This is a genomic window from Pseudoalteromonas ulvae UL12 (assembly GCF_014925405.1).
Classification (GTDB): Bacteria; Pseudomonadota; Gammaproteobacteria; order Enterobacterales; family Alteromonadaceae; genus Pseudoalteromonas; species Pseudoalteromonas ulvae.
In genome coordinates this window covers 266,630-290,166 of sequence record NZ_AQHJ01000035.1, presented here as the reverse complement: position 1 = coordinate 290,166, position 23,537 = coordinate 266,630, and the positions used below count along the sequence as shown (strand labels likewise).

The window sequence follows — 23,537 nt, the reverse complement described above, 5'->3', positions numbered from 1 at the left end:
CACTGAGCTAAAACTCCGCCTCCACACAAAATGTCAATTCAATGCCATTAAGGGGATGTTTTAGCACTAACTGCTCCGCATGAAGGTGTAAACGCTGCGCTTTTTTTCCATATAAGTCATCGCCTTTTATTGGGCTATTGAGCCCAAGATGATGCGCACAATGAACACGCAACTGGTGTGTACGCCCTGTGTGTGGGTACAAGTGCACTCGGGTTAAACCCTTTTCAATGCCAATAACTTCAAAATAAGTTAAAGCATGTTTGCCATGTTCTGTGCAAACTAATTGACGAGGACGGTCAGCTAAATCAACACGTAATGGCAGACTAATCTCGCCTTGTTGCACTGCGAGTGACCCATCAAGTAATGCCACATAACGTTTTTTTACTGTACGTTCAATAAATTGCCGCTGCAAACGCTGATGAGCATGTTTATTAAGCGCTATCACCATCAAGCCAGAGGTCGACATATCCAAGCGATGAACAATTAACGGTCCAGATGCCTGTGGAAACAACTGAGCAATCCGAGTCTGCACCGAGTCAGTTATGGTTTTACCGGGAACAGATAAAAACTCCGCTGGTTTGTTAACAACAACCATCTCCTCATCTTGATAAACAATCGGTAATGGTTTTCCTTTGGCAGTATTGACGATCAGTGGATTAGGATCGACCGCTATGCCACTCAGCATATGGCTTAAAATTGGCTGACACTTACTCATACACGCCGGATAATAGTTTTTATGCTGACGTACTTCAGACTTTGGTGACGCGCCCCACCAAAACTCAGCTAAAGCCAATGGTGTCATTCCTTGTTTGAACGCATAGTGTAATAATTTAGGCGCAGCGCACTCACCCGCACCAGCTGGCGGAGTGGGATTATCTAAAGGAGAAAATATCTCGGCAAGACTTTTCAATTGCTGATCCCGATTTAAAAATTGGTATTGCTCGAATATTTTTTGCTGTAAGGCAGCCGACTCTGTTTTTCGCTGCTGTTGCAACTGGGTGACGGCCTGTTCAAGTATCTGCAATTGTGAAGAAATATGTTCTATTTGCTGTTGCCAGTTGAGTTTTAAGTCTCTTAATTTCAGTTTTTGACTAATGCTGCGTTGATCGAGTTGCCGAGTTAATTCTCTCTGCGCCTCTGGTTCTAATCCGTTTGCGTCAAGGCGCTGTATTTTTCGCTGCTGTTTGTCTTTTGCCATGAGTGCCTTGTGCGCGGCTATTTCTTGCTCACTTTGTTGCTCCACGCGCTGCAACTGCTCACGTAAGGCGCTCAATTTAGGATCGTTTTGTAACTGATCAAGTTGTGTATTAAGGCGATTTATATAAAGTTGAGACTGTAAAAAAAAACTGTTTTCGTCGAGTAAATCAAATACAGGAGGAACAAATCCATCAAGATGATTACAATTAGCCAACTTCCCCGAAAACCCAGCTAAAAAGCCAATCTGGCCGTGTTTATCACGCACTAATAATACGCCAAACATTTTACCTATCGCGCCATCAAGCTGGCCAGTCAAACCAAAATTATGTACCCAATTAGGCGCACTTAAATATTGGGTCTGCAACTGCTCTGCTGCCCGCACACAAAGCGGGTGCGGCTCATAATAAAATACAAAGGTAAAACGCTCCGGTAAGGCTGTATCACAAATAGGGTGCTCAAACAGATGTAAGCAAGGATCAGAATCAAGAGTGGCCATCATAAACATCAAATACTGTCGCTTAGACCAACCATTGGCCTAATATGCCGCTAGTGTAACTGTTTAGCGCAAAAATCTCATCAGCCATCATTATTCTAATAACGGACTTAAGCATAGCGTTTAAAACCATGCTGGCTTTTTTAATTATTTGAGTGCTAAACTCATCTGACCAGACAACAATAGCAATAACACTCAATAGGTTTGAAGATGACTACATCACAGGTTAAACCCAACAAAGTCATGGCACTTTATAATAAGTTGACTCCACTGCCCTTTGGACGTCGGTTTTTTACATTAATGATTACGCGAATGGCCCCTTATTTTGGCTCTATGGGTCCATTAATCACCAATTTACGGGTGAATCACTGCGAATGTTTAATCAAAAAACGCCGAAAAGTCTTCAATCATATTAAAACTGTGCATGTCATCGCTATTTGTAATGGCTTAGAAATGGCGATGGGAGTCATGGCCGAAGCCTCAATTCCCAAACACTTGCGTTGGATCCCAAAAGGAATGAGTGTTGATTATACCGCCAAAGCAGGCAGTGATATTCGCTGCATTGCACAGGTCACACCTGAGCAATGGACCCCAGGAGACATGCTAGTGCCAGTGACAGCGTATGACGATCAAGGAACAATTGTTGTGCAAGGCCATATAAAATTGTGGATCACTGAAAAACCAAACAAAGCCTAGGGGTTATTGATCTTTCGTGATGATTTTTGCAGCGAATTGTTGAGTATTGATACAAGGCAACGCTTTTGTGGTGTAGCGAGCTACACGAAAAAGCGATAACGCAGTAGAAATACCCAACAAACGCTGCCCGAAGGGTTCGGCTAAAAGCGTATTTCTCTTTGTTGAGCAGTATTTGCTTAGAATGACTAGGCTACACACTGCTCGGGGCGATAAAAGCGTTTTTATATCGAACAAAATTTAACCACGAAAGATTAACAACCCCTAACCCATAAACAAAAAAACCTCACATTGGTGAGGTTTTTTTATATGAAACACAGGCTGTTTATGCACGGCCCATAAATTTCACTTCAGCGGTGTTGATTCTAATACGATCACCCGTTGAGATGTGCTCAGGGACTTGAATCGTTAAACCCGTCGTTAAACGTGCTGGTTTTGAACGAGCACTTGCAGACGCACCTTTGATAGAAGGATCGGTTTCTTCAACAACCAATTCAACACTGCCTGGTAAATCAAGGCCAACTGGCGCACCTGCAACCACGATAACGTGTAAACCTTGTGTATCTTCATTAACAAACAAAGCTTCTTCAGCAATTGAGTCTTTGTTCAAGTTGTATGGCGTGTAGTCTTCATTATCCATAAACACATACTCATCACCGTCAATGTATGAAAACATGACTTCACGACGGACTAAGTCGGCAAGATTCAGCATATCACTGTCTTTGAACGTCTCATCGACTTTTGCACCTGTGACCACATCGTATAAACGCATACGATACAAGCTGCCACCCGCGCGGCCTTGTGGTACTGAACGTGTAATATCTTTTACAACAAGCACACGATTATTGTGCTCGATTGCATTATTTTTTTTAATTTCACTGGCCTTAGGCATAATGAGCTTCCTATATATATTTAGCGGACAGAAACATACCATGAATCCGTTTTAGTTCAACTAGAATCTTGTGCTTTTTAAGCGAGAACACTTTGCTTTAGCACGTTTCAGCTGCCGCAGCGACAAATGCAATTTCAAGTAAGAGATTTTCATCAGCCAACTCAGCTTTTACACAGGCGCGACTGGGTGCACAACCATCAGGTAACCATTGCTCCCAAGCTTGATTAAAAACAGCTAAGTTCGCAAAGTCAGTCAAATAAATCGTCACGGATAGCAAGCGTGATTTATCACTGTTAACCGTCAACAATGAAGCCTCGGCTTGAGCAAACACTTGCGCTATTTGGCTCTCAATGTCACCCATTACATCGTCTGCAACTTCAACAAAATGAGCCATGCCATTAAAAATGGTCGCATCAGACCAACGGGGAGATGGATTAATACGGGTAATATCCATTTTTTACCTCTGCTAAAATATGTTATGAAATTGCCTGTATTAGAGCGTATTTCACCTTTTCGCGCTACTGTCATTACACACTCACCAATTAAAGCAGATTAAACTGTTCAACAGACTGATCTTTTTTGAGTTAACAAATGTATAAAGTAAGTTAAATCAAAAAATTGAATTCAATAAACTAAAGAGCACTTATGATCACCTTACATCATCTCAACCAATCTCGTTCACAACGTATCGTATGGTTGCTAGAAGAACTCGGCACCCCTTATGAACTTGTCCACCATCAACGCGACCCCATTACACGTTTAGCACCGCCCAGCTTGCATCAGGTTCACCCGCTTGGCAAAGCCCCTATTTTAAGTGATAGCACACTCACATTATGTGAATCTGCCGCGATTATAGAATACCTGCTTGATACTGATGACAATAACGCACTTAGACCCGAAAAAGGTACTCACGCGTATTATTCATATTTACAATGGATGCACTTTGCTGAAGGCTCATTAGCCTTGCCTTTGATTACAAATATGCTCATGGGCATGGAAGACCGTGATGGTAAACAGCCTATGGACGGCTACGTCAAAAAAGAGCTCAACTTGGATTTAGCATTTATCGAAATGACTCTGTCAAAACAAGCGTATTTTGCCGGTGAGCATTTTAGCGCCGCTGATATCATGATGACCTTTTTATTAAACATAGCTGCAAACGCGATGTTACTTGAGCAACATCCGCATACACGAGCGTATCTCACAAAAGTTCAACAACGCCCGGCTTATGCCAAAGCCCAACAACAAGGTTAAGCCTGTTTGACTCACTCTCAAGAGTGAGTCGTTTTGTGTGCGGGTTGTTTTAGCCCAACAACTAGCGCAATGCCGACGATAATGCCACTGCCTGCAACCAACAAACGCACGGTGAGCGCTTCATCTAAAAAAACCACTCCAGATAAAGCTGCCAATAATGGAACACTCAATTGAATCACTGCAGCCGTGCTTCTTTGTAAATTAGGTAGCACTGCATACCAAATCGCATAACCTAACGCGGAGGTCATCCCTCCAGACAAAGACGCATAAAACGCACCACGTAAATCAATTTGCCAAGAATCAACACTGAGTATTACCAATATTAAAACCAATGGCAGTGTATAAACAAAATTAGCTGCTGTACTTTGGGTCGGATTTTTTGCATCTTTACCAATTAAGGTATATGCCGCCCACGCCACAGCTGCAATCACCATTAAGATAGACTCCTTAAGAGGCGGAGCGTCTAAGCCTGGCACTAATAACACCATTAACCCAGCAAGGGACAAAACCAATCCACACCATTGCACAGGTCTAAATTTTTCTTTCATCATCAAGGCAACGGTGATCATGACCAACTGCACAATAGCAAATAAGATCAGTGCCCCCATCCCTGTCGATAACCCTTTATACGCAAAAGAAAACCCGACTGCATAAACGAACAATGCAAGCGCTGACCAGATATTGCCCGTCTTCAATAAATACAGATAACGCTGATTTTTAGCACTAAATGAGGTCAAAAAAATTAACACCAAAGCGCCACTCAGTAACCGAATAGCCGTAAAGCTACTGGCGTCAATATCGGTCTCTTTAAGTGCCATGCGACATAATAAGGAATTAGCAGCAAACGCAATCATGGCAAGTGATGTATATAAAAAAAGCCGATAACGGCTATTACTATCTGAGGAAAGATTTAAGTACTGATCCATAACAAAGCTCATTTAATTTAACGTGGTAAAGCATTACAAGACCCGTTAACTGACTATTTTATTCTCATAAAAGAATCAGCGGGTGTCGGTTAATAACCCCTTACTTTCCCACTTTATAATTTTGGACTTGCTCAAAAGGAAGGGCTTTTTCAAAGTACCAACCTTGACCGATAGGGATCCCAAGTTGTTTAACCCAAGCTAATTCATGAGGTGTTTCTATTCCCTCTGCAACTATCTGATAGCCTAATTGAAGTAATAACTGGGTGACATGTTGATAAAGCAGTGCGCCCTCTTTGCTCTCTATTTGCATCAAAAACTGACGATCTAACTTCACTTGTTTTACTGGCAAATTCGCGAGCATAAACAAACTCGAATAACCTGTACCAAAGTCATCAATCACAGTCGTAATACCATGCTCGTTAAGCAACTCAATATGCTGTGCAACCAGCGCTTGATCTTCTAGATAACTCGATTCAATAATTTCAACTTTCACTTGCCCTTTAAACGGCGAAAACAACGCACACAATTGATGCACTAAATTGAGTTTAGTCAGCACATCGGGGTTTAAGTTAATACTAATGAGCGGGTTTACCCCATGAGCCTGCCAATTCGCTAAGTCTTTGGCTGCTTGTTGCATGACCCACAAGTCAATAAGCTCTGTTTGATTATGTGCCTGTAAAGTTGTTAAAAAATAAGGGCCTTTTATTAAACCTTCGCAGGTTTTTAAGCGCAGTAATGCCTCAAAACCAACTACTTGATTGTCCCGTAAATCAATTTGCGGCTGATAATGTAATTGCAACTCACCTGCTGAGAGTTCAGCCAAGACAGATTGTAATTCAACGGTTGATTCGAATGTTTGCTGTTGGCGAGAAATAAACCGGCTTTCACTGTGCTCTGCAAATTGTTCGGAAAGCTTCAGTTTGCTCGATAAAGCTTCTACGGCACTGTGGCAATCTGTTTTTTTGGCACTCCACTGTAAAAAAGGCCAATAAATCAATGCATTGATTCCGATTAAACACGCTTGCAATAGCATGGCATTTAAATCTGCGCCAATCATGTATCCATTAATTAATGTCGGCGTCATCCAACTAATCGACATATCGCTATAAGCAATCCAACCCGATGATAAGAATAAATAACTGCATAAAAAGTTAACTGTCGGGACTAATAAAAAAGGAATAAACAAGATAGGGTTAAAAAAGATTGGCAATGCAAATACGATAATTTCACAAAAATTAAATGCCGTAAAAGGGATCGATAACTGGGCAATATTGCGCTCATGTGCGCCTTTTTTAAGCGTTAAAGCTGCCAGTATCAATCCGGCAAAACACCCAGTTCCACCAATTAATACAAACACATCATAAAATGTTTTCGCGCTTAAGCCTGGTAAAATATCTTGGCTTAAATAACTTTGATCAAACAACATGCTAAACATATTGTCGCCATGAATGCCCACAAACCAAAGTAAATGAGTGACTAACATCCGCTGAAAAGTGAGTTGCGCTACCGACGAGTTTTCAAGGTCAGGAGACAACACCAACGCAATTTGGCTGCCTAACCAATCAAAAAGTGGCATAACCAAAAACAGACTAAAAAACACCGCACTAAAAGGTAAAATCAGTAAAAACTTGTCTTTTAAAAAGCTGCTCAAAGAGCCAAACATCCCATTAAACTGATTAAAAAAACGCACTCCAAGGCTTAATAACCAACTCGTCAGTGACGGGATCACCACAGCGTAGGCACTCGACCCTGTTGGGTTGAGCACAAACTGTTCATTACTGTACTGTAAGAAATGACTGTGAACACAAAAACACAGCAGTGCCAAAATCGCCCCAACAACCCCATTAGTTGCCAAGTTTTTACTTAAATGAAAGCCAATTGAAATGCTCACCATCACCGGAAACAACATTAAAATGATATTCGCGGCTGACTCTATGGTGGTTTTTAGCACAACAACGTCATTAATCACTGTGATATTACTGGCTAACGAAAACAGCAGCACACCAAGGGCTGCGCTAATGAAATATGGCAATAAAGCAATAAAAGACTCTCGTAAAGAGAGTAAATAACGCGAGTGAATAAAGCGTTGAATAGCGCCAGTAATTGAACGTTTGAAAGCTACCAATAGGAAAGTTCTACATTGCATTGTTTTTAACAGTATGGCAAAGAAAACCGGATTTGCATCACATTGTGATTACCCCATCCCACAATAAGCAATCACAATGTAGAAACGATCATTTTATTTTAAAAGCAAGTACTTAGGCGATACGAGTGTCAAGCACCCACACTCCTTTAGTCGTACTATTTAAAATTCAACCAACAAAGAACAACACGCCCTAGTCACTGGTGACTTTTAATTGAAACTCACTAGCGATTTGAAGGTGAGTTAACAGAGCATCACTTTGCTCTTCTTTGCCATACAGAACCTGCTCAAGAGCATCGACACCTTCGGCATTATGCCCTTTAAGTAAGGATTCCTTTTGTTCTTCCAATGCCTGTTTTTCTTGTGAGATTCGGGTCAGCAAGGTATTTTTGTCTGATGAACTGAGCGTTGAGGAGTTTTCAACCTCTTGCTTGGCAAGGCTCAACATGTCTATTTTCTCTTCGAGTTCTTTGACCTTTTCATAATCAATCCCTAAGCGCGCAAAGATGATTGAGCGTTTCAGTTCTTGCGCTGTCATTTTAATATCAACAGGCTCGCTCACAATCGCATCAAGGGTTTTATCCATCGTCTGAAATTCAGTTCCCTTATCAGCCTCTTGACCATGAGATTGCTCAACTGACGTTTTGATTGCTTGATAAGACTGTTTTGCATGGGCAGAAATCTGCGCTGGTTGATCTATTTGTTTCGAAGACAGTTCAGCTTGGTTAAGCACTGCATTAAAAGGCGTTAATGCGCCTTGATAGTTTATTTCTGGTGACTTATTACTGGGTTTTTGTGACTCTAAAGCTAGGTTTTGAGCACTCATATTGACATTAAACATACATATCCCTTCACACGTTTTAAATGAGTAAAAAGCTGTGCAAATAACAAGCCAAATAGTGAATTTAAAGCGCTCATTTTGCTTTATTGAATCAATTTACCCCTGAGGGCAGGCTAAATACTGACACGTTAGAAAAAGCGCGAGTACAACAAACGCAGTGATAAATTAGTGTCGCTATCCACCAGCGGGCTATCGGCAATATTAGCGTCATGCCATGTATAATCGATACTTAAACGGGTAAACCCTTCGAAAAAAATTGGCGTAGCAATTGAAAAACCGATTGTTGTATTCACTGCGCTGTCAGTTTGATAGGCTGGTCTGCTGGACGTTGCCTCATGACTGGCGACACCGTAATAATAATTAACATGATTGGCATCTAAATAACTAACACTAATTGAAGGTTCGTAAAAAATAGGGCCACTTTGAAATGCCCGCCCAAGCGAAGCTTTGAGTTCATAACCATCTGATTTATTGAGCACATCAAACATTGATGACAGTCCTAAGTTCCAGTCATCTTTTTCATATTTAAGCCCCAACCCAGCATCAAATGAAAAGTCTCTTTCATCCATCCCGATAAAAATATCACTGTCTGAGCTATCAAAACCTTGGAAACGAGGTGACACTTGAACGGCTAATTTAACCCCTTCTTGTTGTAATACATCGTAACTCACAAAAGGGCCTAATACTGAAAGTCTATCGCCCCGATAACCTAAAATAGGCAAAGGGATAACCCGACGATCATACCCTTTGTACAACTCTTGGTTTACGCCTAAACCAAACCCGTATAAAAAACCTTTAGGTTCAAGACGTTCTCGCACTTCGCCTCGCTCATCTGTGGCCATTAATTGCGAACTAAACAGCACTAAAATACCCGTTATAAATAAGCAAACACCTTGATACATATTATTCTTCTAAATGCGATTCAATAATCTAATAATATACGCTCAAAACACACATCTGGTTTACTTTTCACACTTTAAAAATATAAGCGGGCATCAGAACCACATAAACAACGCACTCACGACGCATTCCATACCATGATGCCGTTCGTCACATAACGATGTATTTCAGCGCTTTATGGGTATCTATGCCGTCTCTATTTTAGTACAATTTAAGATTAGAGTATTTAACCTATCAAAAGGAATTGATATGCGAATTTTTGCAGTCTTATTAGTGAGTTTTTTTCTGACAGCCTGTGGTGGTGGTAGCAAACAACAACCCCCCGTCACACCAGTTGAAATTGTAAAAAAAGCTCCGTCATTAACACTCTCTGCGCAGCCAACAGCGCAAAGTGGCACAATCATTACAATCAACTTTACCATTGAAGATACTGATTCAACTGACTTTTCTCTTGATTGGAAATTTGATCACGACCAAGCTTCGCTCCTTTCAGCTTCCATGAGCCAAGCATCACTGCAATTGCCACACACCAGCACTCAGCTCTCCCTCAAAGTGACATTAACCGTCACAGACGAAAGCAATTTATCAGTCACTCAAAGCCACATCATTGATGTACTGCCTGTTATTGATGATATCGACATTACACTCCCCACTCACAGTAGCGTCGCCACAAATGAATACATTACACTTTCACTCACAGCAAAAAGTAATGCCGCTATCACGGCTATAGACTGGCAATTGCCCCTCGCTCTACAAGGAGACACTGGCTCAGAGACAGAACTCAATGACAAACAGGCGCAATCCACTTTAACGCTTAAAGCACCCGCGCTGCAAAACACAACTGAATTCGACATAAAAGTGACCGTCAGTACTGATTATGGATATAAAAATGCACTCGCTAAATTAACTGTAACAGCAGATGACACACCTTACCTCAGCATTACAGTCCCCGAAAGCATCACGGTAAAAGAAGGTCAATCAGCCCAAATTGACGCATCTATTTCAAGCTCCGGCGATACGGCTCAATATATGTGGGCCTGGCAAAACAATACCGCCATTGAATTATCACAACAGACCACTGCACAGGTTCGTTTCGATGCCCCCGAGGTCGAACAAGATCAGCAGTATTTGTTGAATCTAACGGTTACCTCAGACGGACTGACCCAAACAAAAACGGTGACTGTCCTTATCACTAATAACGCTATAGAATCAGATATAAAGCTCACAACAAACCGCACACTTGCTGTCAAAGGGCAACCCGTTATTGTATCTGTTGAAACCGAGCAAGCTAGTTTAATACAATCTGTTAAGTGGTCTGTTGATGGGTTAGCTGCAAGTGATTATTCTTATACAAATAATGAACTCACCATCACTGTACCCGCCTTATCTGATGCCAGTTATCAAGACGTAGACGTTCAATTTACCGCGACCATGACTGACAACCAAACCATTACACGTACGCAGTCTCTTCGGGTATTAAATGGTGAACAACTCTTTCAACATTTAAAAGTTGAACCTACCCAGCACGCTATTCCTATTTATAAAAATGAACTCAATCAGTTTACCCTTGGGATTTCGGGTACTACTTCATTAATTGATCGTTTAAGTATTGATATGCCATTCGTCATTTATGAATTTTCTACCCGAAGCGCTGAACTAAAAAACAACCAAGCCCATATCACTTTGGCAAGTAACCTGATTGAGCAAGAAAAACAAACCCATGCACAGTTAACTCTTTATGCTGGTGAGTATTCCGTGATGGCGATGATCCCGGTCTATTTACACCCCTCTCATTACAAAGTGTACGCCGGAGTCAAAGAAACATACTTTGCAGGCAGTACACTGTCACTGTTTGGTCAGCTTTTTCACGATGGAGTCCGCCAAACTAATCTCACAGAGCATCAATTTAATTGGCAAGACCAAGGACGTGGCAGCTTTGATGCGCCTGAAAATATTCGCAGCCAGTACACATCATCAAAATACATCAATACTGATACACAAATCACTCTCAACCACCAATATGATACACAGAGCAGTCAAAGCTCAGTGACTCATAGCTGGACTCGCCTTATTCGTGAGTCTAAAGGGGACATGAATTGCTTTAATACCATTAATGAACTCAAATGTACCTTCAACGGCCAACCACAAACATTTACGATTGATGCCTCAACAATTAAACAAGTTGTGGTCGCAAATCAGTTCGCTTGTTTACTCAACGATGCAGGATTAACCCAATGTGTTGGCGAGACTACGCATCCAAGTGTCACCACTCTCATTGCTGGCAATGATGGTGCGCGGATAAACCTAGTTGGTGAAGAGGATATTTGTGTACAAAAACAAAATGGTCAATGGCAGTGTGCTGGTGAAAATAGTCACTTTAACCAATCACTGCTGCCCTTATTTTCCAATGTTTATCAAATCATCAAACACCAACAACATACGTGTTTAGTCGGAGATGGTTTTCTGCATTGTTACAACAGTGCTGGCGATGAAGTGTTTAAAGATACACTTGATACCGTGGGCGAACTGGCAATAAAAAGCAGCGGCATTTGTTATAAACACACCAGTAATCCTTCGGGTTCGTGGCTGTGCCCCACTTTTTAACCTTATGTTGTAAATCTTATTTTGTGCTGTAACTAAAAACGCCCCATCAATAATGATGAGGCGTTTTTTGATGTTTTACTAAAACTTAGTTGTCCAATTTAACGGGCCCGTTAATGTTATCGATACTGAGCCCGCCGCTGCCTGATTCGATCACTGTTAAGCCTTTGCTATCATTAACACGAATGTGGCCAGAACCATCTTTAATGGTGACGGTTGCATCAATGTGATTGACATCAATGTTGCCTGATTGGTCATTGATCACCACCGCTTGTGCCACATGTTCAACATCAATATTACCAGAGCCATCTTCAATACTGACTTTACCTTGAACCTGCGATACGCTGAGATCGCCCGATTCATCATCTATCACTGCCGAACCAGACAGATTACTTAACGAGATATTTCCCGAGCCATCGTTAATGACAGTGTCACCTTTAATATCGGCAATGTGGATATCACCAGACTCATCCTCAATAATCAGTGTACCCGCAACATGGCTGAGTTCGATATTACCCGAGCCATCATCAATCGATACCTGACCCTGTATATTCTCAGCGTTGATGTTTCCAGAGCCATCTTCAATCTCTAAGCTTAGGCCGCCATCGATATCAATGTTGCCCGAGCCATCTTGGATAACAATGCCGTTACTCATGTTTTTAATCGAAATATTGCCCGAACTGTCTTCAATATCAAGCAACAGACGTGCAGGCACTCTTAGTTCAACATCAATATGAGGCGATTCACCGTTATAAAATTGCATACCGGTTGATGAATCATTTTTAGCAATTAATACCGCCTTATTGTTGTTTGCGGTCAAAGTTAACGTAAATGGGTCATCTTCATTGACCGTCACAATGGTGGCATTGAGTAAAATATCTTCGCGATTTTCGCCAACAATGGTGAGCTCACCCGCAGCTGAATCTATCGCTAACTGAGTGATTGGCTGAGCAGCAAGGCTCAATTGCTGCTCACGTTCTACACTGGCAACACTTGGTGAAATATGGACAACACAACCGCCGAACAAAAATAGGCTGCTGGCTAAAATGGTTTTACTCAAAGAGGTTAATTGGTTCATTTTATTGCTCTTATTCAATTACTTTAACTGGATTATCCAGCGGTTTAACAAAAATGAACAGGCAAAAATTGTAACGCTTGATGTACAACGCTCGAAAAATCCAATAAAAAAAGCGCACTTACAAACTCAGTGCGCTTAACAAGGGATTGGGTTAATGACTAAAATACCAGTATAAATTGAGCTCAATCACATCCTGGTTTTCAAGCTGCTGAAGGTAATTATCACCTTTAGACTTAAACTTATACGCAGCCACTTCCACTTTGGTTTGCTCACCTAATCGCATCGAACCTTCTAATCGCATACTCTGGCTCTGATCAGACACATCATGTAAAACCCCCACAATGATTTCTGAACTATCAGCATCATTCAATGCCAATCGCATGCCCGCAAACACATCATTTTGACCCAGTACCTGTTGCCTACTACGGCTATCGTATTGATACTCCAATAAATAACCTAAGTCATATTGACTGTCGAATACGCCAATTTGGCTATATTCAAATCCCGCGACAAACGCACGAATATCTGCACGCTTGATTTGATTTTCAGGATCACTGAGCGTTCTTCTTAGCAAAAACTCGCCTTTTACAATCCAAGCGCCCATCAGGTATTGCAGTGTTGCCCCTAATTGTTCCATTTGACCATAATAAGGAGTCATACCGTTATCCGACGACAGAAACTGTACATCACGATTAGTGCCTCGAAATCCGTTAATACTCCAATCTAAGTCTTGCCAAGTTTGTGAGATCCGAAGCGCCATATCAATATGCTGCTGTTTTGCACTTGATTGATACAATGTCTGTTCACTCACATCAAACGGCAAAGCAAAACGATGTTGCTCACCATAAAACTCCCGCTCATTAAAGTGAGGCAAGACGAAGAATTCAACCTGACCATTGTCGACCCATTGGGTGTAATGGATCATCGCTTGACCTAATTTATCTTCTGCGTCCAGCCCTTCTAAATAATCAGTTTGATTAATCACATCAACTAAATGAGCAGACTCTGTTACTCCCCAAAATACACGAGCGACCCCTACCTGCCACTCATATTGATCGGCATAGTGCAGCCAATACAACTCTCGAATATCAAGATGGTTACGCTCCTTATCGTGCTGATCGGCTCGCAACCACAGCTCAGCAGCCCATAGCTGATCATCCTCGCTATGACTATAAAAGCTGTTTAAACTCAATGCACTATAACTACTTTTCTGGAATGTATTACTCGGCTCATGTACAAATTGCCGCTGCTGAACACCGACTTCATGGTACACTTCATGCCCATGAAGGGGCGACACAAACACCCAATACATCAACAAAGTGATCCCCAACCTAAACCCTGTCACAACCGCCTTACCTCGCGCGTCGCAAACTAGCTTGATTAAAGTCATGCTCATTTAAATCCACGCCAAAACGCAAAGCCTCAGTCTGTAAAGTGGTGCTTTTTTTAGTTAAATGATTCTGCATCGTCAGGGTATGCGCCCGCCAATACTGACCTTGATACTGTTGGTACTGCGATAAAATCAATGTTTTCAGTAAGCTATTCTTACGGTCATAATACTCAACCTTTAAAGGGCGAAATTCAGCCTTATCTAACCAAACAATCTGCTTGCTATAACCTGAATATTTATCTGTCGGGATCTGCTCAATCACATAAGTTTCATGGCTATCAAACACCGCTTCTTCGAGTAAGCGAAAATGATATTTTTTTAACTCAAACGAACTCAAATCCTCATACGCAAATTCGCTGCCCATAAAAGGCCCCGACTTATTCTGCGATGCGATGCGCTTAACACGCTTGAGCGCTGGTAAAAATAACCATTGATCATCGGCTCCATCGACATGGCTATGATTTAAAAACGCGGTGCCTTTTACATCCAAAGGTTGATCAAAAATAGTCAGCCCTTTGTCCCCTTCGCCATGTACTTCTAAGCTTTTAATACGCAATTGTCGCGAACTTTCATCACCTTGGGCATTGCGCAAAACCATTTGCAAAGTCGACTCTGATGTTGTCCATCCGATATCTCGTGCTTTTCGCTCAGTTGCAATCACAAGCCCCTGTTCACTATCGGAGTTTGCTAACGCTCCACTTGCATAAAAAACGACACTAAGCAGTAGTAATTGAAATAGATTCATGAGATGCCTCCGGTTGAGTTGAACGGTCAAATAACACTAAAAATGCAGGTAATAAGAAAAAGTCGACAAGCAAGGCTATCGAAATCACCAATGCGGTGAGCTGTCCCATATCAGAATTAAGCCTAAAATCTGACAAGGCTAAGATGCCAAAACCAGCCACCAAGACCACTGTGGTGATCCAAAGCGCTTTTCCTACAGTGACAAATGCATACTGCACAGCGGCTACCGCATCGTGGCCATTGCGTTTTGCATATTGATATTTTGATAAAAAGTGGACGGTATCATCGACGATGATGCCAAGTGTCATCGAGGCCACAATTGACAGCCCCAAATTAATTTCACCACTAATCAATGCCCATAAGCCAAAACCGGCCAACGCAGGTAAGACATTGGGCAATAAACTCATTGCGCCTAAACGCCAATCTTTTAATGCAAAAATCAACAATGCCGAAATAAGCAGTAACGCCAAAGGCAACGATGTCAGCATGCTTTTCATATTGCGCTCACCGATATGGGCAAACATCAAATCCGGACTCGAAGTTAAAAACGAATACTGACTAGCGTTTTGTTCAAGCCAGCTCGTCATACGTTGCTCAAATGCCATCATTTCTTTACTGCCCAAGTTATTGAGCACCATCATCACGCGACTTTGCGACTTGGCGATGTCTATTTGATTGTTAAGGTCCAACCCATACGGCAAACTCATCTCATACATCAATAAATATTGTGCGGCTAGTTGCCGTGATTGCGTGGTCGCATAAAAGGCCGGATCATCGCCATGCATACTTTTATTCAAACGCTTTTGAATATCACTGATACTCATCACATTATTCACTTCTGGTTGAAGTCGTAACCACTGGCTAAAAGTCTCAACAGTATTTAAAAAGTCAGGATCGCTGATCCCACCTTCTTGCATGCTGTTCATCGCCACACTTAAGGTGCTCATGCCCGATACTCTAGCCTGCATAAAGTCAGCTGCTTTTCTAAAGTCATTGTTTTGGTTGAAATACTTCACCGCTTCATCATTAATCTTATTATCAACAATAAAACTGCCTGCCACAGCCACTAACACCGCACTGGCAATAAACACTGACTTTGCGTGCTGGGTTATAAACACACCAAATCGCGCTAATACTTGCTGCTGCTGCGCAGCTTGGTCGGTCACTTTGACCTTTTGCGGTAAAAAGAATAACAGCGCGGGCAATAAACTAATCGATAACAACCAAGCGATCATCACACCAACGGCGGTTAAATTACCTAAATCACGAATAGCCGGCACATCCGAAAAATTCATCGTTAAAAAGCCGATGGCGGTGGTGGCACTGGTAATAAAAACCGGCATATTGTTGACTTTAATCGCAAACGCCAGTGCATCATATTTGCTATACCCTTCACTCAAACGATGGCGCATTGAAGCAATAATATGCACACAATCAGCCACAGCTAACGTCATCACAATCGTCGGCACATTGACCGATGCAGTATTGATGGCCATCCCCAACCAACCTGCGACCCCCAAGGTGCTCGCGATTGCAGCAATGAGCATGATCAAGGTGGCAACAATCGCCGTAATCGAACGTAGCATGGCCCCGAGCACTAACAACACAATCAAAAACATCAGAGGAACCAAAGTGCTGCTGTCTTGTTGCGCTGAATTGAAAAAGTTGTAATTCATCATAACAATCCCAGCACGGTGAAACTCAACGTCCGGGTATTGCGCTGAAAATTGTGCAATCAAGTCTCGACTAAAATTTTCGATTTCAATGGCTTGCTCTGTTTTATTAGCCTCATTTAAATGAACGGTGACATTAATAACTGCCACATCCCCTTTGGCAGAAACCAAGCGCCTCACCAATTCTGGTTGATTTAACGCCACCCTTTGGGCGTGTACGCTCTGCTCCTCATTTATGGCAGCAAATTTTGGCAATAAATCAGCCACCAGCAAATCATCTTCGATAGCTTGGGTATGCTGATAATTACTGATTGAATCAACCCGAGTCGAATAAGGAACTTGCCACGCGGCCTCAGTTAAGTCGCGAACTAACGTGAGATATTTAGGAGTGAACAACTGCCCATCAGGTGGTGCTATCACCACACTTAGGTTGTCGTTTTTATTAAAGGTCCGCTCGATAGCGTCGAACGCTTGTAATTGTGGGTTATCATCAGCAAAAAACACGCGGTAATCCCCGCGAAATGTTAAATTGCCGCTGCCTGCAGCGATGAGCGCCACAAATAAGGTAAACACGAATAAAAACACCCCAGGGCGTTTAAGCCAAGGGGGCAAAGATACAGTCTCCATCTCCACTCCAAAAAGTGACGAAACGTCATTAAAGGTTAAAATATTTACAATTTATCGAGCGCATCCAGCTCAGCAGAAAAAATTTCCTGCTCAATCCTTTGCCAAGTTCGCTGATAATCCCAAGCATGTGATAACGGCTGCCAATTGAGTCCATCTAGTACACAGTTAATACTAAATAAAAACACATTATGGTCCTTAACACGCGCGATGCTATGACACGAATTTGCACTGCTAAGCAGTGCTATACTGCCAAATGTGACCGCCCAATTAGCAAACGAAACGCAATCCAATCCACTGTTTGAACTGAGCTTTAAATCGCCGCTTTGCACAGCAACATTCATCGCGGCATCAATTAATTGTGTACATTGTTGCTCAAGTTCTTCTTGAACTTGTAAACGCTCTTTTGATGCTTTTTGCATCACCCAGGGCGTCTTCGCTGTCATTAAACAATTCAATAAAACAGGTTCAACTTTTGCTGATGTAACGTAAGCTACATGCAAAGCGAGTACTCGCTCACGTGTCGTTCCTTCAAACGCTAACGCCCGTTTTAAAAAACTCATTTCATGACGAAGTGCACTGGTACACAGCGCGGTGATCACATCTTCTTTGCTGGAAAAATGATTGTAAATAGTGCCTTTGGAGTATGGGCTTGCAGCGGTGAGCTTATCCATAGTGAAGTTATTAAAACCATCTTGCTCCACTAATTGTTTCGCTATGTGTAATAGTTCATGCTCGCGGTCGGCAATTTGTTGCTGTTTAGGCGTAAACCCACGCTTAAACACGCACCCTTTTGTTTGCTCAACATCGCTTTGACATAAAAACTTAAACATATTTTTCACTTCTACAAAATCCCTCCTCTTAGTTACCATAGCAATCGTTAATTTTCCAGCTCTAAGCGCGATATGATTACAACGCAGCAAATCGCCACTCTTTTTATGACGATTCGTCATTTATGACGCTTCGTCATAATAGTGCATTTAAACAACAATACAAGCATTATTTTCCCGCAACAGACAGAGTGTTATTTTGACGCCGTAAACGACAAGAGATGACTAAGGACGATTATTCTCGAACAAAATTCAACCAACAAAGATCAACAGCCCTTAGTAATTGCTAAAACCCTTTGCAGTCTGGCAAACAAAAGGCTAAGTTAAAAACTTGGAGAGGGATGATACAGGCAATAAAAATAGCGATGTTTAATGGCCATGGTAACTACAGCTTCACGATTGAAGCGCCGATTTTATATCTGGAATTATATGATGCATTCAATGAAGAAGGCGCGTTTCAATTTAGACAAGCCATGCTGGCTGAATACCAACAGCATCCTACATTGCTTATCAATCATGCCATCGTCAATTTACAAGATTGGCAGCTAGGGACACCCGAAAGCCAACAGCAAGCCCGCAAAATGTTCCAAAGCATGGCAGAGCGTGGTTATCAACAAGTCGACTATTTAGTCAATGGCAATATCATTGGTCAGTTTATATTGGCTAAATTGTGGCAGGACATTAAAGTGAATGTCACATTTCATGCCTCAACAGCGGATTTTTTAGCTCTGTTCCCTCATTTTGATGCCCTCATAACACAGCATCAATGCACGCAAAATAAACAGCGACGTTAACCAAACTTAGATCTGATAAGAGATTAATTAGAGCTGATTGGTTTGCGCTTTGATCAACTGCGTGACCGCCTGAATTTTTACATCATCCCGTAAATCTTTGTGATACACGCACCACAAGTGATTGTTATTCTTACATTCAATACTACTGACTTTACATAACGAGCTATTCGCAGGCACTTTTTCATCATCAATGGGGCCAATACCAATACCGTGTTCAACGGCTGATTGAATATCAAAAAAGTGATTACTTTGATAACTAATATGTTGGATGTCGAGCTGTTGATTAATGGCTTTCACAAACGAAATATTTTGTTTTCGCCCACTTGGCATCACCCAACTATGATTTTTAAAATCTGCACTCGATTGAGGTAAACCACGCCGCTCGACGTAACTTTTCGCTGCATAATACGAATAGTTTAACGAACAAATTTTTGTCGCGATTAAATCTGCTTGCATATCACCCGCTTCACAGGCTCGAATCGACATATGTGCACTGCCTGTTTCTAACGGGACAATGTCGTTACTAACATCAACACGCAAACGTAAATCGGGATGAAGCTGTTGGCATGTAAGCAAAATTGGATGCAAAAATGAAGAATATTCGGGCAAGGTAGTAATTTTTAATGTGCCTTTAATCTCGCTATTAAGCGCCGTCAAATTAGTGTGAAATTGCGCAAATCGCATTTCAATTTCAGGGAGGCAAGTCAGCAGTTGTCGCCCAGCATCCGTCAGTTGGTAACCTCGCTGATGACGAATAAAAAGCTTACATTCCAATGACTTCTCTAACTGTTCGATGCGTCTTAACACCGTTGAGTAATTCACCCCTAGCCATTCAGCCGCTTTACTTAAAGAACCAAGTTTTGCTGCTTGATGTGCTATTTTGACATCATCCCAATTAAAGTTTGCCACTGCCATCTCCTCGTCAGTTATGCACTTTTGCATAACTATTATGTATGTACCTATATTACATAAAACTGCTCTAATCGTTAATATAAAGTTAACGAATTTGACAAGTATTAGGTGCTCAATGCAACCACGGATCGCAATCATTGGCGGAGGCATTGCCGGGCTGGCATTTGCTGTGTATTACCAACAACTCGGTGGTCGCGTCGATATTTATGAGCGCAGCCCTATCAGCGGCCGCGAAGGCCTCGGCTTTATCATGTTAGAAAATGGCTTAAGTGCGCTCGCAGAGCTCGACCTGCTCGATGCCGCAAAAATGAACGGCTACGCACTCGAACACTGTTACATTAAAGACAACCTAGGCCATGCATTAAAACATCAAGCGCTGCCTAATAGCTTTGGCACTACGCGAAAAGCATTTATTGATTGTTTATTGGCGAAGATCCCCGCCGATTGGCTCCATTTTGATGCCCAGTTTTCTCACTTTACCTATCATGATAATGGAAATGCTGATTGCGCCGTTTTCACTAGCGGCCAACAAATCAGTGCTGATATCTTTCTTGGCTGTGATGGTGGTCGCTCACAAGTACGCGAACAACTTTACCCTAACGCACCAAGTAGTCATGGAAAAGTGCATGAATTAGTATCGATCATCGACGATCCGGCATTAGTTGAAAATTTATCTCACTCATTTGTCAAATTCAAACAACATGCCGGCGGTCTCGCGGTTGGAATGGTTCCCGCTACCGAAAGTAAATTAGTCTGGTTTATTCAATTTTCGCGTCAGATGTTCACCGCCCCCGAACACACCGCACAAAGTAAATGGCAATTTGCGCAACAAACTGTTGGCCATTGGCCACAGCCTATCCCTCAATTAATCAAACATACAAACTTTAATCATTCACACTTATGGCAAACACGTTACTTGCACCCGCTTCCTCAATATCACCGTGGCAATGTCGTATTGCTGGGCGATGCGGCCCACGCGCTTTTACCCTTCACGAGCCAAGGGGTAAATTCGGCCATGGTTGATGCCATTGAACTAGCACATTCATTGTGGGATATCGATTTAACAATGTTGCCTTTGGCACTGAGCCAATACAGCAAAAAACGAAAGTTAATCGCTGACACATATCTAAAGCAAGGTATTGAATTACAAGAAGAGTTTTTACAGCCCCATCATCAAGAGCAAAAAGTGCCGTTCGCTTTTTAACTATTTTGAGTCACAAGGACTTTACTATGCAAAAAACATCGTTATTTGATTGTGACGCCGTCCCAATCGAGGTTTTAAAACAACGAGCCTTTAACTTTCGCTGGGCCGAAACCGCTCCGGATGTGATCCCACTGACCGCCGCCGATCCTGATTTTCGTTGCGCACCTGAAATTAGCCAAGCCATCGCCAACTATGCCCTCGAAGGCGTATTCTCTTATGGCCCACACCAAGGACTAACCAGCTTCAAAGAAGCACTATCTGAAGGATTAGCTCACAGAAAAGATTACCGTTTAAACCCCGAGCTTATTTTACCCATCGACAGCGTTGCGAGCGCCATGTATGTGGTGGCTAAAACCTATTTACAACCTGGGGATGAAGCAATCATTTTTGACCCTGTGGACTTTTTATTTGAACAAGCAGTCCTTGCGGCCGGTGCACAAGTGAAACGTTGTCGATTTGATGCCAAGCGCGGCGAATTTGATCTTGATTCACTGACCGAACTGCTAAGCGAACGTACTAAATTAATTGGCGTCTGTAATCCTCACAATCCATTAGGGCGCCTGATGAGTCTGCACGAGTTAACTACCCTCGCGCACTTTGCCAAACAGCATAATTTAATGATCCTCAATGATGAAATTTGGTCGGATATCGTTTACCCCGGCCATACTATGCACAGTTTTCATCACCTAGAACCAGCCTTGATGGAACGAGTCATCACTGTCTATGGCTTTTCAAAATCATTTGCATTAGCGGGGCTTCGAGTCGGCGCCATTTTTTCGCCCTCAGTACAGCATCACCAGCAATTAGTCACTTGCGCCAATGTGATGACAACCGCAGGAGGTGTATCGACCTTGTCGCAAATAGCAGCAACCCAAGCCGTGTTAAATTGTTGGTATTGGGTTGATGAGTTTCTGATCCATTTAACCAAAATGCGCGACTACGCCGTCGAGCGCCTAAACAAGATGCCGGGTGTTCAGTGCACAGCCCCCCAAGCAACTTATTTGTTATTTCCTGATATCAGTGCAACAGGCCTCAGCAGTGAAGCCCTCACCGACGAGTTGTTAAAAGATAAGTTAGCTGTGGTGCCCGGTAGTCCTCGGTTTTTCGGCCCTGCGGCACAAGGGCATATTCGTATTTGTTTTGCCACCAGCAAAACCTTATTAAGCCAAGGGCTTGACCGAATGGAATCCACTTTACACCGTCTAGGAGTGCAATAATATGCAATGCGATCCGCAACAAGGATGTATCTTACCCTCTCAATCTAAACACACAGCGACTATGCCCAGTCACCTAAAACCGGTCGACATTATTTTTGTCACCGATCCGATTTGCTCCCATTGCTGGGCCATCGAACCTATGTGGCGCCGATTAAATTGTGAGTACCAATTTACAACACGGTATATTCATGGCGGGTTATTGCCCGGCTGGGAAGGCTTTGGCGATGCCGGCAACGGGATTTCTGGCCCATTAGATGTCATTGATCATTGGCAACATGTGGCTGATGTATATCAACAACCCATTGATCCATCCGTATGGCGCGATGATCCAATTTCCAACTCATACATTTTATGTAAAGCCGCCTTAGTGGTGCGACAATTAGCGCCGAGCCTAGAAAGTCAATTTGTTCGTCTGATGCGAGAGCGCATCTTTTTATACGCTGAAAATCTCTCCAATGAACAAATTTTACGCCGCCATGTTGAAAAATTTGGTTTTGATGGCGAGGCATTTTTTACCCTGTTGCACAGTGCCCAAATCAACAGCCTTTTCACACGGGAACAACATGAGATGATAGCCCTTGGTGCACGTGGTTTCCCATCGCTGATTTTTTTATCTGATCACCCGATAAAGTTAGTTGGATCTGTCAGTTATCACACGTTAAAAGAAGCCCTAAATGTAGGTAATAACCCTGCGATTAAGCCGCTGTCACTCTCTGCGACAGAAAAACTACTACGCTACAACAGCTGGACCATTCGCGAAGCGAGCGAAGTATTGCAATGCGCCGAACATACCGCACGAAATTTATTATTAACGCTAGGATTTTCAATCACATGCTTGGCTGATATCGAGTTTTGGCAACTGAACTAACCACACCGCGTTCCCAAGGCAACTAACCATTGCCACCTTTCAGCCGCTTTGCTCAGTAACACGCTGTGCCCCTAATTTGGCTGGTCAGGTGAGTACTTCGTGTACTCACCTTTTTTTTACTCACTGGTCTCTTGAGGCCAAAGCGACTTCTTCATTTTCACACCTCGTTTGAATGAAGGTAAATTGTGAGCGTGTTCTTGAAAAAGTGAACCCACTTATCTCAGTCATCGTATGATTATTCGTTATATCTGCTGAGATTTTCG

20 protein-coding genes are annotated in these 23,537 nt (G+C 42.4%); 7 read left to right on the top strand and 13 right to left on the bottom strand.

All coding sequences use genetic code 11. The features are described from left to right. Positions 1-7 precede the first annotated feature (7 nt). Positions 8-1,702 carry an RluA family pseudouridine synthase gene (locus PULV_RS19310; RefSeq protein ID WP_405127512.1) on the bottom strand — a complete coding sequence of 565 codons (1,695 nt, stop codon included), beginning with the start codon at positions 1,700-1,702 and terminating at the stop codon, positions 8-10. A 198-nt stretch (positions 1,703-1,900) separates the two neighbouring features. Here PULV_RS19310 and PULV_RS19305 point away from each other — a divergent pair, with 198 nt between their 5' ends. Further along, entirely contained in the window at positions 1,901-2,386 is a 486-nt protein-coding gene (locus PULV_RS19305) for a hotdog fold domain-containing protein (protein ID WP_086745385.1), read from the top strand. A gap of 322 nt (positions 2,387-2,708) precedes the next feature. On the opposite strand, the gene efpL is transcribed toward PULV_RS19305, so the two are convergent. Together efpL and PULV_RS19295 are read right to left on the bottom strand one after the other, a co-directional pair. After that, positions 2,709-3,275 (bottom strand): elongation factor P-like protein EfpL, encoded by a 567-nt coding sequence (efpL, locus tag PULV_RS19300; protein WP_086745384.1) that lies wholly within the window; start codon positions 3,273-3,275, stop codon positions 2,709-2,711. 97 nt (positions 3,276-3,372) lie between these two features. Continuing rightward, positions 3,373-3,729 (bottom strand): RidA family protein, encoded by a 357-nt coding sequence (locus PULV_RS19295; RefSeq protein WP_193332812.1) that lies wholly within the window; start codon positions 3,727-3,729, stop codon positions 3,373-3,375. Between the two features lie 191 nt (positions 3,730-3,920). Between PULV_RS19295 and PULV_RS19290 the strand changes: the two genes are divergently transcribed. Then, complete coding sequence (locus PULV_RS19290; protein WP_193332811.1) at positions 3,921-4,529, top strand: glutathione S-transferase family protein; 609 nt, start codon at positions 3,921-3,923, stop codon at positions 4,527-4,529. Positions 4,530-4,546: 17 nt separating this feature from the next. On the opposite strand, the gene PULV_RS19285 is transcribed toward PULV_RS19290, so the two are convergent. The 4 genes from PULV_RS19285 to PULV_RS19270 all read right to left on the bottom strand — a co-directional run bounded on the left by PULV_RS19285 (position 4,547) and on the right by PULV_RS19270 (position 9,341). Continuing rightward, positions 4,547-5,455, bottom strand: a complete 909-nt coding sequence (locus tag PULV_RS19285; RefSeq protein WP_193332810.1) for a DMT family transporter — start codon at positions 5,453-5,455, stop codon at positions 4,547-4,549. 100 nt (positions 5,456-5,555) lie between these two features. After that, on the bottom strand, positions 5,556-7,580 hold the full coding sequence (locus PULV_RS19280) for an EAL domain-containing protein (protein ID WP_227009461.1): 2,025 nt from the start codon (positions 7,578-7,580) through the stop codon (positions 5,556-5,558). 211 nt (positions 7,581-7,791) lie between these two features. Then, positions 7,792-8,439, bottom strand: coding sequence for a hypothetical protein (locus tag PULV_RS19275; protein WP_086745379.1), 648 nt, complete (start codon positions 8,437-8,439; stop codon positions 7,792-7,794). A gap of 128 nt (positions 8,440-8,567) precedes the next feature. After that, positions 8,568-9,341 carry a MipA/OmpV family protein gene (locus PULV_RS19270; protein ID WP_193332808.1) on the bottom strand — a complete coding sequence of 258 codons (774 nt, stop codon included), beginning with the start codon at positions 9,339-9,341 and terminating at the stop codon, positions 8,568-8,570. Between the two features lie 247 nt (positions 9,342-9,588). On the opposite strand from PULV_RS19270, the gene PULV_RS19265 reads away from it, so the two are divergent. Then, positions 9,589-11,943: a hypothetical protein gene (locus tag PULV_RS19265; protein ID WP_193332807.1), complete on the top strand. Its 2,355-nt coding sequence runs from the start codon at positions 9,589-9,591 to the stop codon at positions 11,941-11,943. Positions 11,944-12,028: 85 nt separating this feature from the next. Here the strand turns inward: PULV_RS19265 and PULV_RS19260 are convergent, their stop codons facing one another. From PULV_RS19260 to PULV_RS19240, 5 genes are all read right to left on the bottom strand, one after another. After that, on the bottom strand, positions 12,029-13,018 hold the full coding sequence (locus PULV_RS19260; protein WP_193332806.1) for a DUF4097 family beta strand repeat-containing protein: 990 nt from the start codon (positions 13,016-13,018) through the stop codon (positions 12,029-12,031). 151 nt (positions 13,019-13,169) lie between these two features. Continuing rightward, positions 13,170-14,414, bottom strand: a complete 1,245-nt coding sequence (locus PULV_RS19255) for a hypothetical protein (RefSeq protein WP_193332805.1) — start codon at positions 14,412-14,414, stop codon at positions 13,170-13,172. Continuing rightward, on the bottom strand, positions 14,371-15,153 hold the full coding sequence (locus PULV_RS19250; protein WP_193332804.1) for an outer membrane lipoprotein-sorting protein: 783 nt from the start codon (positions 15,151-15,153) through the stop codon (positions 14,371-14,373). The genes PULV_RS19255 and PULV_RS19250 overlap by 44 nt, the downstream gene beginning before the upstream one ends. Then, complete coding sequence (locus PULV_RS19245; RefSeq protein WP_193332803.1) at positions 15,125-17,452, bottom strand: efflux RND transporter permease subunit; 2,328 nt, start codon at positions 17,450-17,452, stop codon at positions 15,125-15,127. Before PULV_RS19245 ends, PULV_RS19250 begins: the two co-directional genes overlap by 29 nt. A gap of 44 nt (positions 17,453-17,496) precedes the next feature. After that, positions 17,497-18,402 (bottom strand): TetR/AcrR family transcriptional regulator, encoded by a 906-nt coding sequence (locus tag PULV_RS19240; protein WP_227009460.1) that lies wholly within the window; start codon positions 18,400-18,402, stop codon positions 17,497-17,499. Between the two features lie 218 nt (positions 18,403-18,620). Here PULV_RS19240 and PULV_RS19235 point away from each other — a divergent pair, with 218 nt between their 5' ends. Next, on the top strand, positions 18,621-19,073 hold the full coding sequence (locus tag PULV_RS19235) for a hypothetical protein (RefSeq protein WP_193332802.1): 453 nt from the start codon (positions 18,621-18,623) through the stop codon (positions 19,071-19,073). Positions 19,074-19,100: 27 nt separating this feature from the next. Here the strand turns inward: PULV_RS19235 and PULV_RS19230 are convergent, their stop codons facing one another. After that, a complete protein-coding gene (locus tag PULV_RS19230; RefSeq protein WP_176365224.1) occupies positions 19,101-19,982 on the bottom strand; it encodes a LysR family transcriptional regulator in 882 nt (293 codons plus the stop codon). 118 nt (positions 19,983-20,100) lie between these two features. Here PULV_RS19230 and PULV_RS19225 point away from each other — a divergent pair, with 118 nt between their 5' ends. The 3 genes from PULV_RS19225 to PULV_RS19215 are packed head-to-tail and all read left to right on the top strand — an operon-like array spanning position 20,101 to position 23,274. Then, positions 20,101-21,189: an FAD-dependent monooxygenase gene (locus PULV_RS19225; RefSeq protein ID WP_193332801.1), complete on the top strand. Its 1,089-nt coding sequence runs from the start codon at positions 20,101-20,103 to the stop codon at positions 21,187-21,189. A gap of 26 nt (positions 21,190-21,215) precedes the next feature. Then, positions 21,216-22,406: a pyridoxal phosphate-dependent aminotransferase gene (locus tag PULV_RS19220; protein WP_193332800.1), complete on the top strand. Its 1,191-nt coding sequence runs from the start codon at positions 21,216-21,218 to the stop codon at positions 22,404-22,406. A gap of 1 nt (position 22,407) precedes the next feature. Next, a complete protein-coding gene (locus PULV_RS19215) occupies positions 22,408-23,274 on the top strand; it encodes a DsbA family protein (protein ID WP_193332799.1) in 867 nt (288 codons plus the stop codon). Positions 23,275-23,537 lie beyond the last annotated feature (263 nt).

What these genes read in the sequence shown, in the direction of transcription:
- PULV_RS19310 (WP_405127512.1), bottom strand. Translation starts at nt 1,702, where the DNA reads ATGTTTATGATGGCCACTCTTGATTCTGATCCTTGCTTACATCTGTTT.
- PULV_RS19305 (WP_086745385.1), top strand. Translation starts at nt 1,901, where the DNA reads ATGACTACATCACAGGTTAAACCCAACAAAGTCATGGCACTTTATAAT.
- efpL (WP_086745384.1), bottom strand. Translation starts at nt 3,275, where the DNA reads ATGCCTAAGGCCAGTGAAATTAAAAAAAATAATGCAATCGAGCACAAT.
- PULV_RS19295 (WP_193332812.1), bottom strand. Translation starts at nt 3,729, where the DNA reads ATGGATATTACCCGTATTAATCCATCTCCCCGTTGGTCTGATGCGACC.
- PULV_RS19290 (WP_193332811.1), top strand. Translation starts at nt 3,921, where the DNA reads ATGATCACCTTACATCATCTCAACCAATCTCGTTCACAACGTATCGTA.
- PULV_RS19285 (WP_193332810.1), bottom strand. Translation starts at nt 5,455, where the DNA reads ATGGATCAGTACTTAAATCTTTCCTCAGATAGTAATAGCCGTTATCGG.
- PULV_RS19275 (WP_086745379.1), bottom strand. Translation starts at nt 8,439, where the DNA reads ATGTTTAATGTCAATATGAGTGCTCAAAACCTAGCTTTAGAGTCACAA.
- PULV_RS19270 (WP_193332808.1), bottom strand. Translation starts at nt 9,341, where the DNA reads ATGTATCAAGGTGTTTGCTTATTTATAACGGGTATTTTAGTGCTGTTT.
- PULV_RS19265 (WP_193332807.1), top strand. Translation starts at nt 9,589, where the DNA reads ATGCGAATTTTTGCAGTCTTATTAGTGAGTTTTTTTCTGACAGCCTGT.
- PULV_RS19260 (WP_193332806.1), bottom strand. Translation starts at nt 13,018, where the DNA reads ATGAACCAATTAACCTCTTTGAGTAAAACCATTTTAGCCAGCAGCCTA.
- PULV_RS19255 (WP_193332805.1), bottom strand. Translation starts at nt 14,414, where the DNA reads ATGAGCATGACTTTAATCAAGCTAGTTTGCGACGCGCGAGGTAAGGCG.
- PULV_RS19250 (WP_193332804.1), bottom strand. Translation starts at nt 15,153, where the DNA reads ATGAATCTATTTCAATTACTACTGCTTAGTGTCGTTTTTTATGCAAGT.
- PULV_RS19245 (WP_193332803.1), bottom strand. Translation starts at nt 17,452, where the DNA reads ATGGAGACTGTATCTTTGCCCCCTTGGCTTAAACGCCCTGGGGTGTTT.
- PULV_RS19240 (WP_227009460.1), bottom strand. Translation starts at nt 18,402, where the DNA reads ATGACGAATCGTCATAAAAAGAGTGGCGATTTGCTGCGTTGTAATCAT.
- PULV_RS19235 (WP_193332802.1), top strand. Translation starts at nt 18,621, where the DNA reads ATGATACAGGCAATAAAAATAGCGATGTTTAATGGCCATGGTAACTAC.
- PULV_RS19225 (WP_193332801.1), top strand. Translation starts at nt 20,101, where the DNA reads ATGCAACCACGGATCGCAATCATTGGCGGAGGCATTGCCGGGCTGGCA.
- PULV_RS19220 (WP_193332800.1), top strand. Translation starts at nt 21,216, where the DNA reads ATGCAAAAAACATCGTTATTTGATTGTGACGCCGTCCCAATCGAGGTT.
- PULV_RS19215 (WP_193332799.1), top strand. Translation starts at nt 22,408, where the DNA reads ATGCAATGCGATCCGCAACAAGGATGTATCTTACCCTCTCAATCTAAA.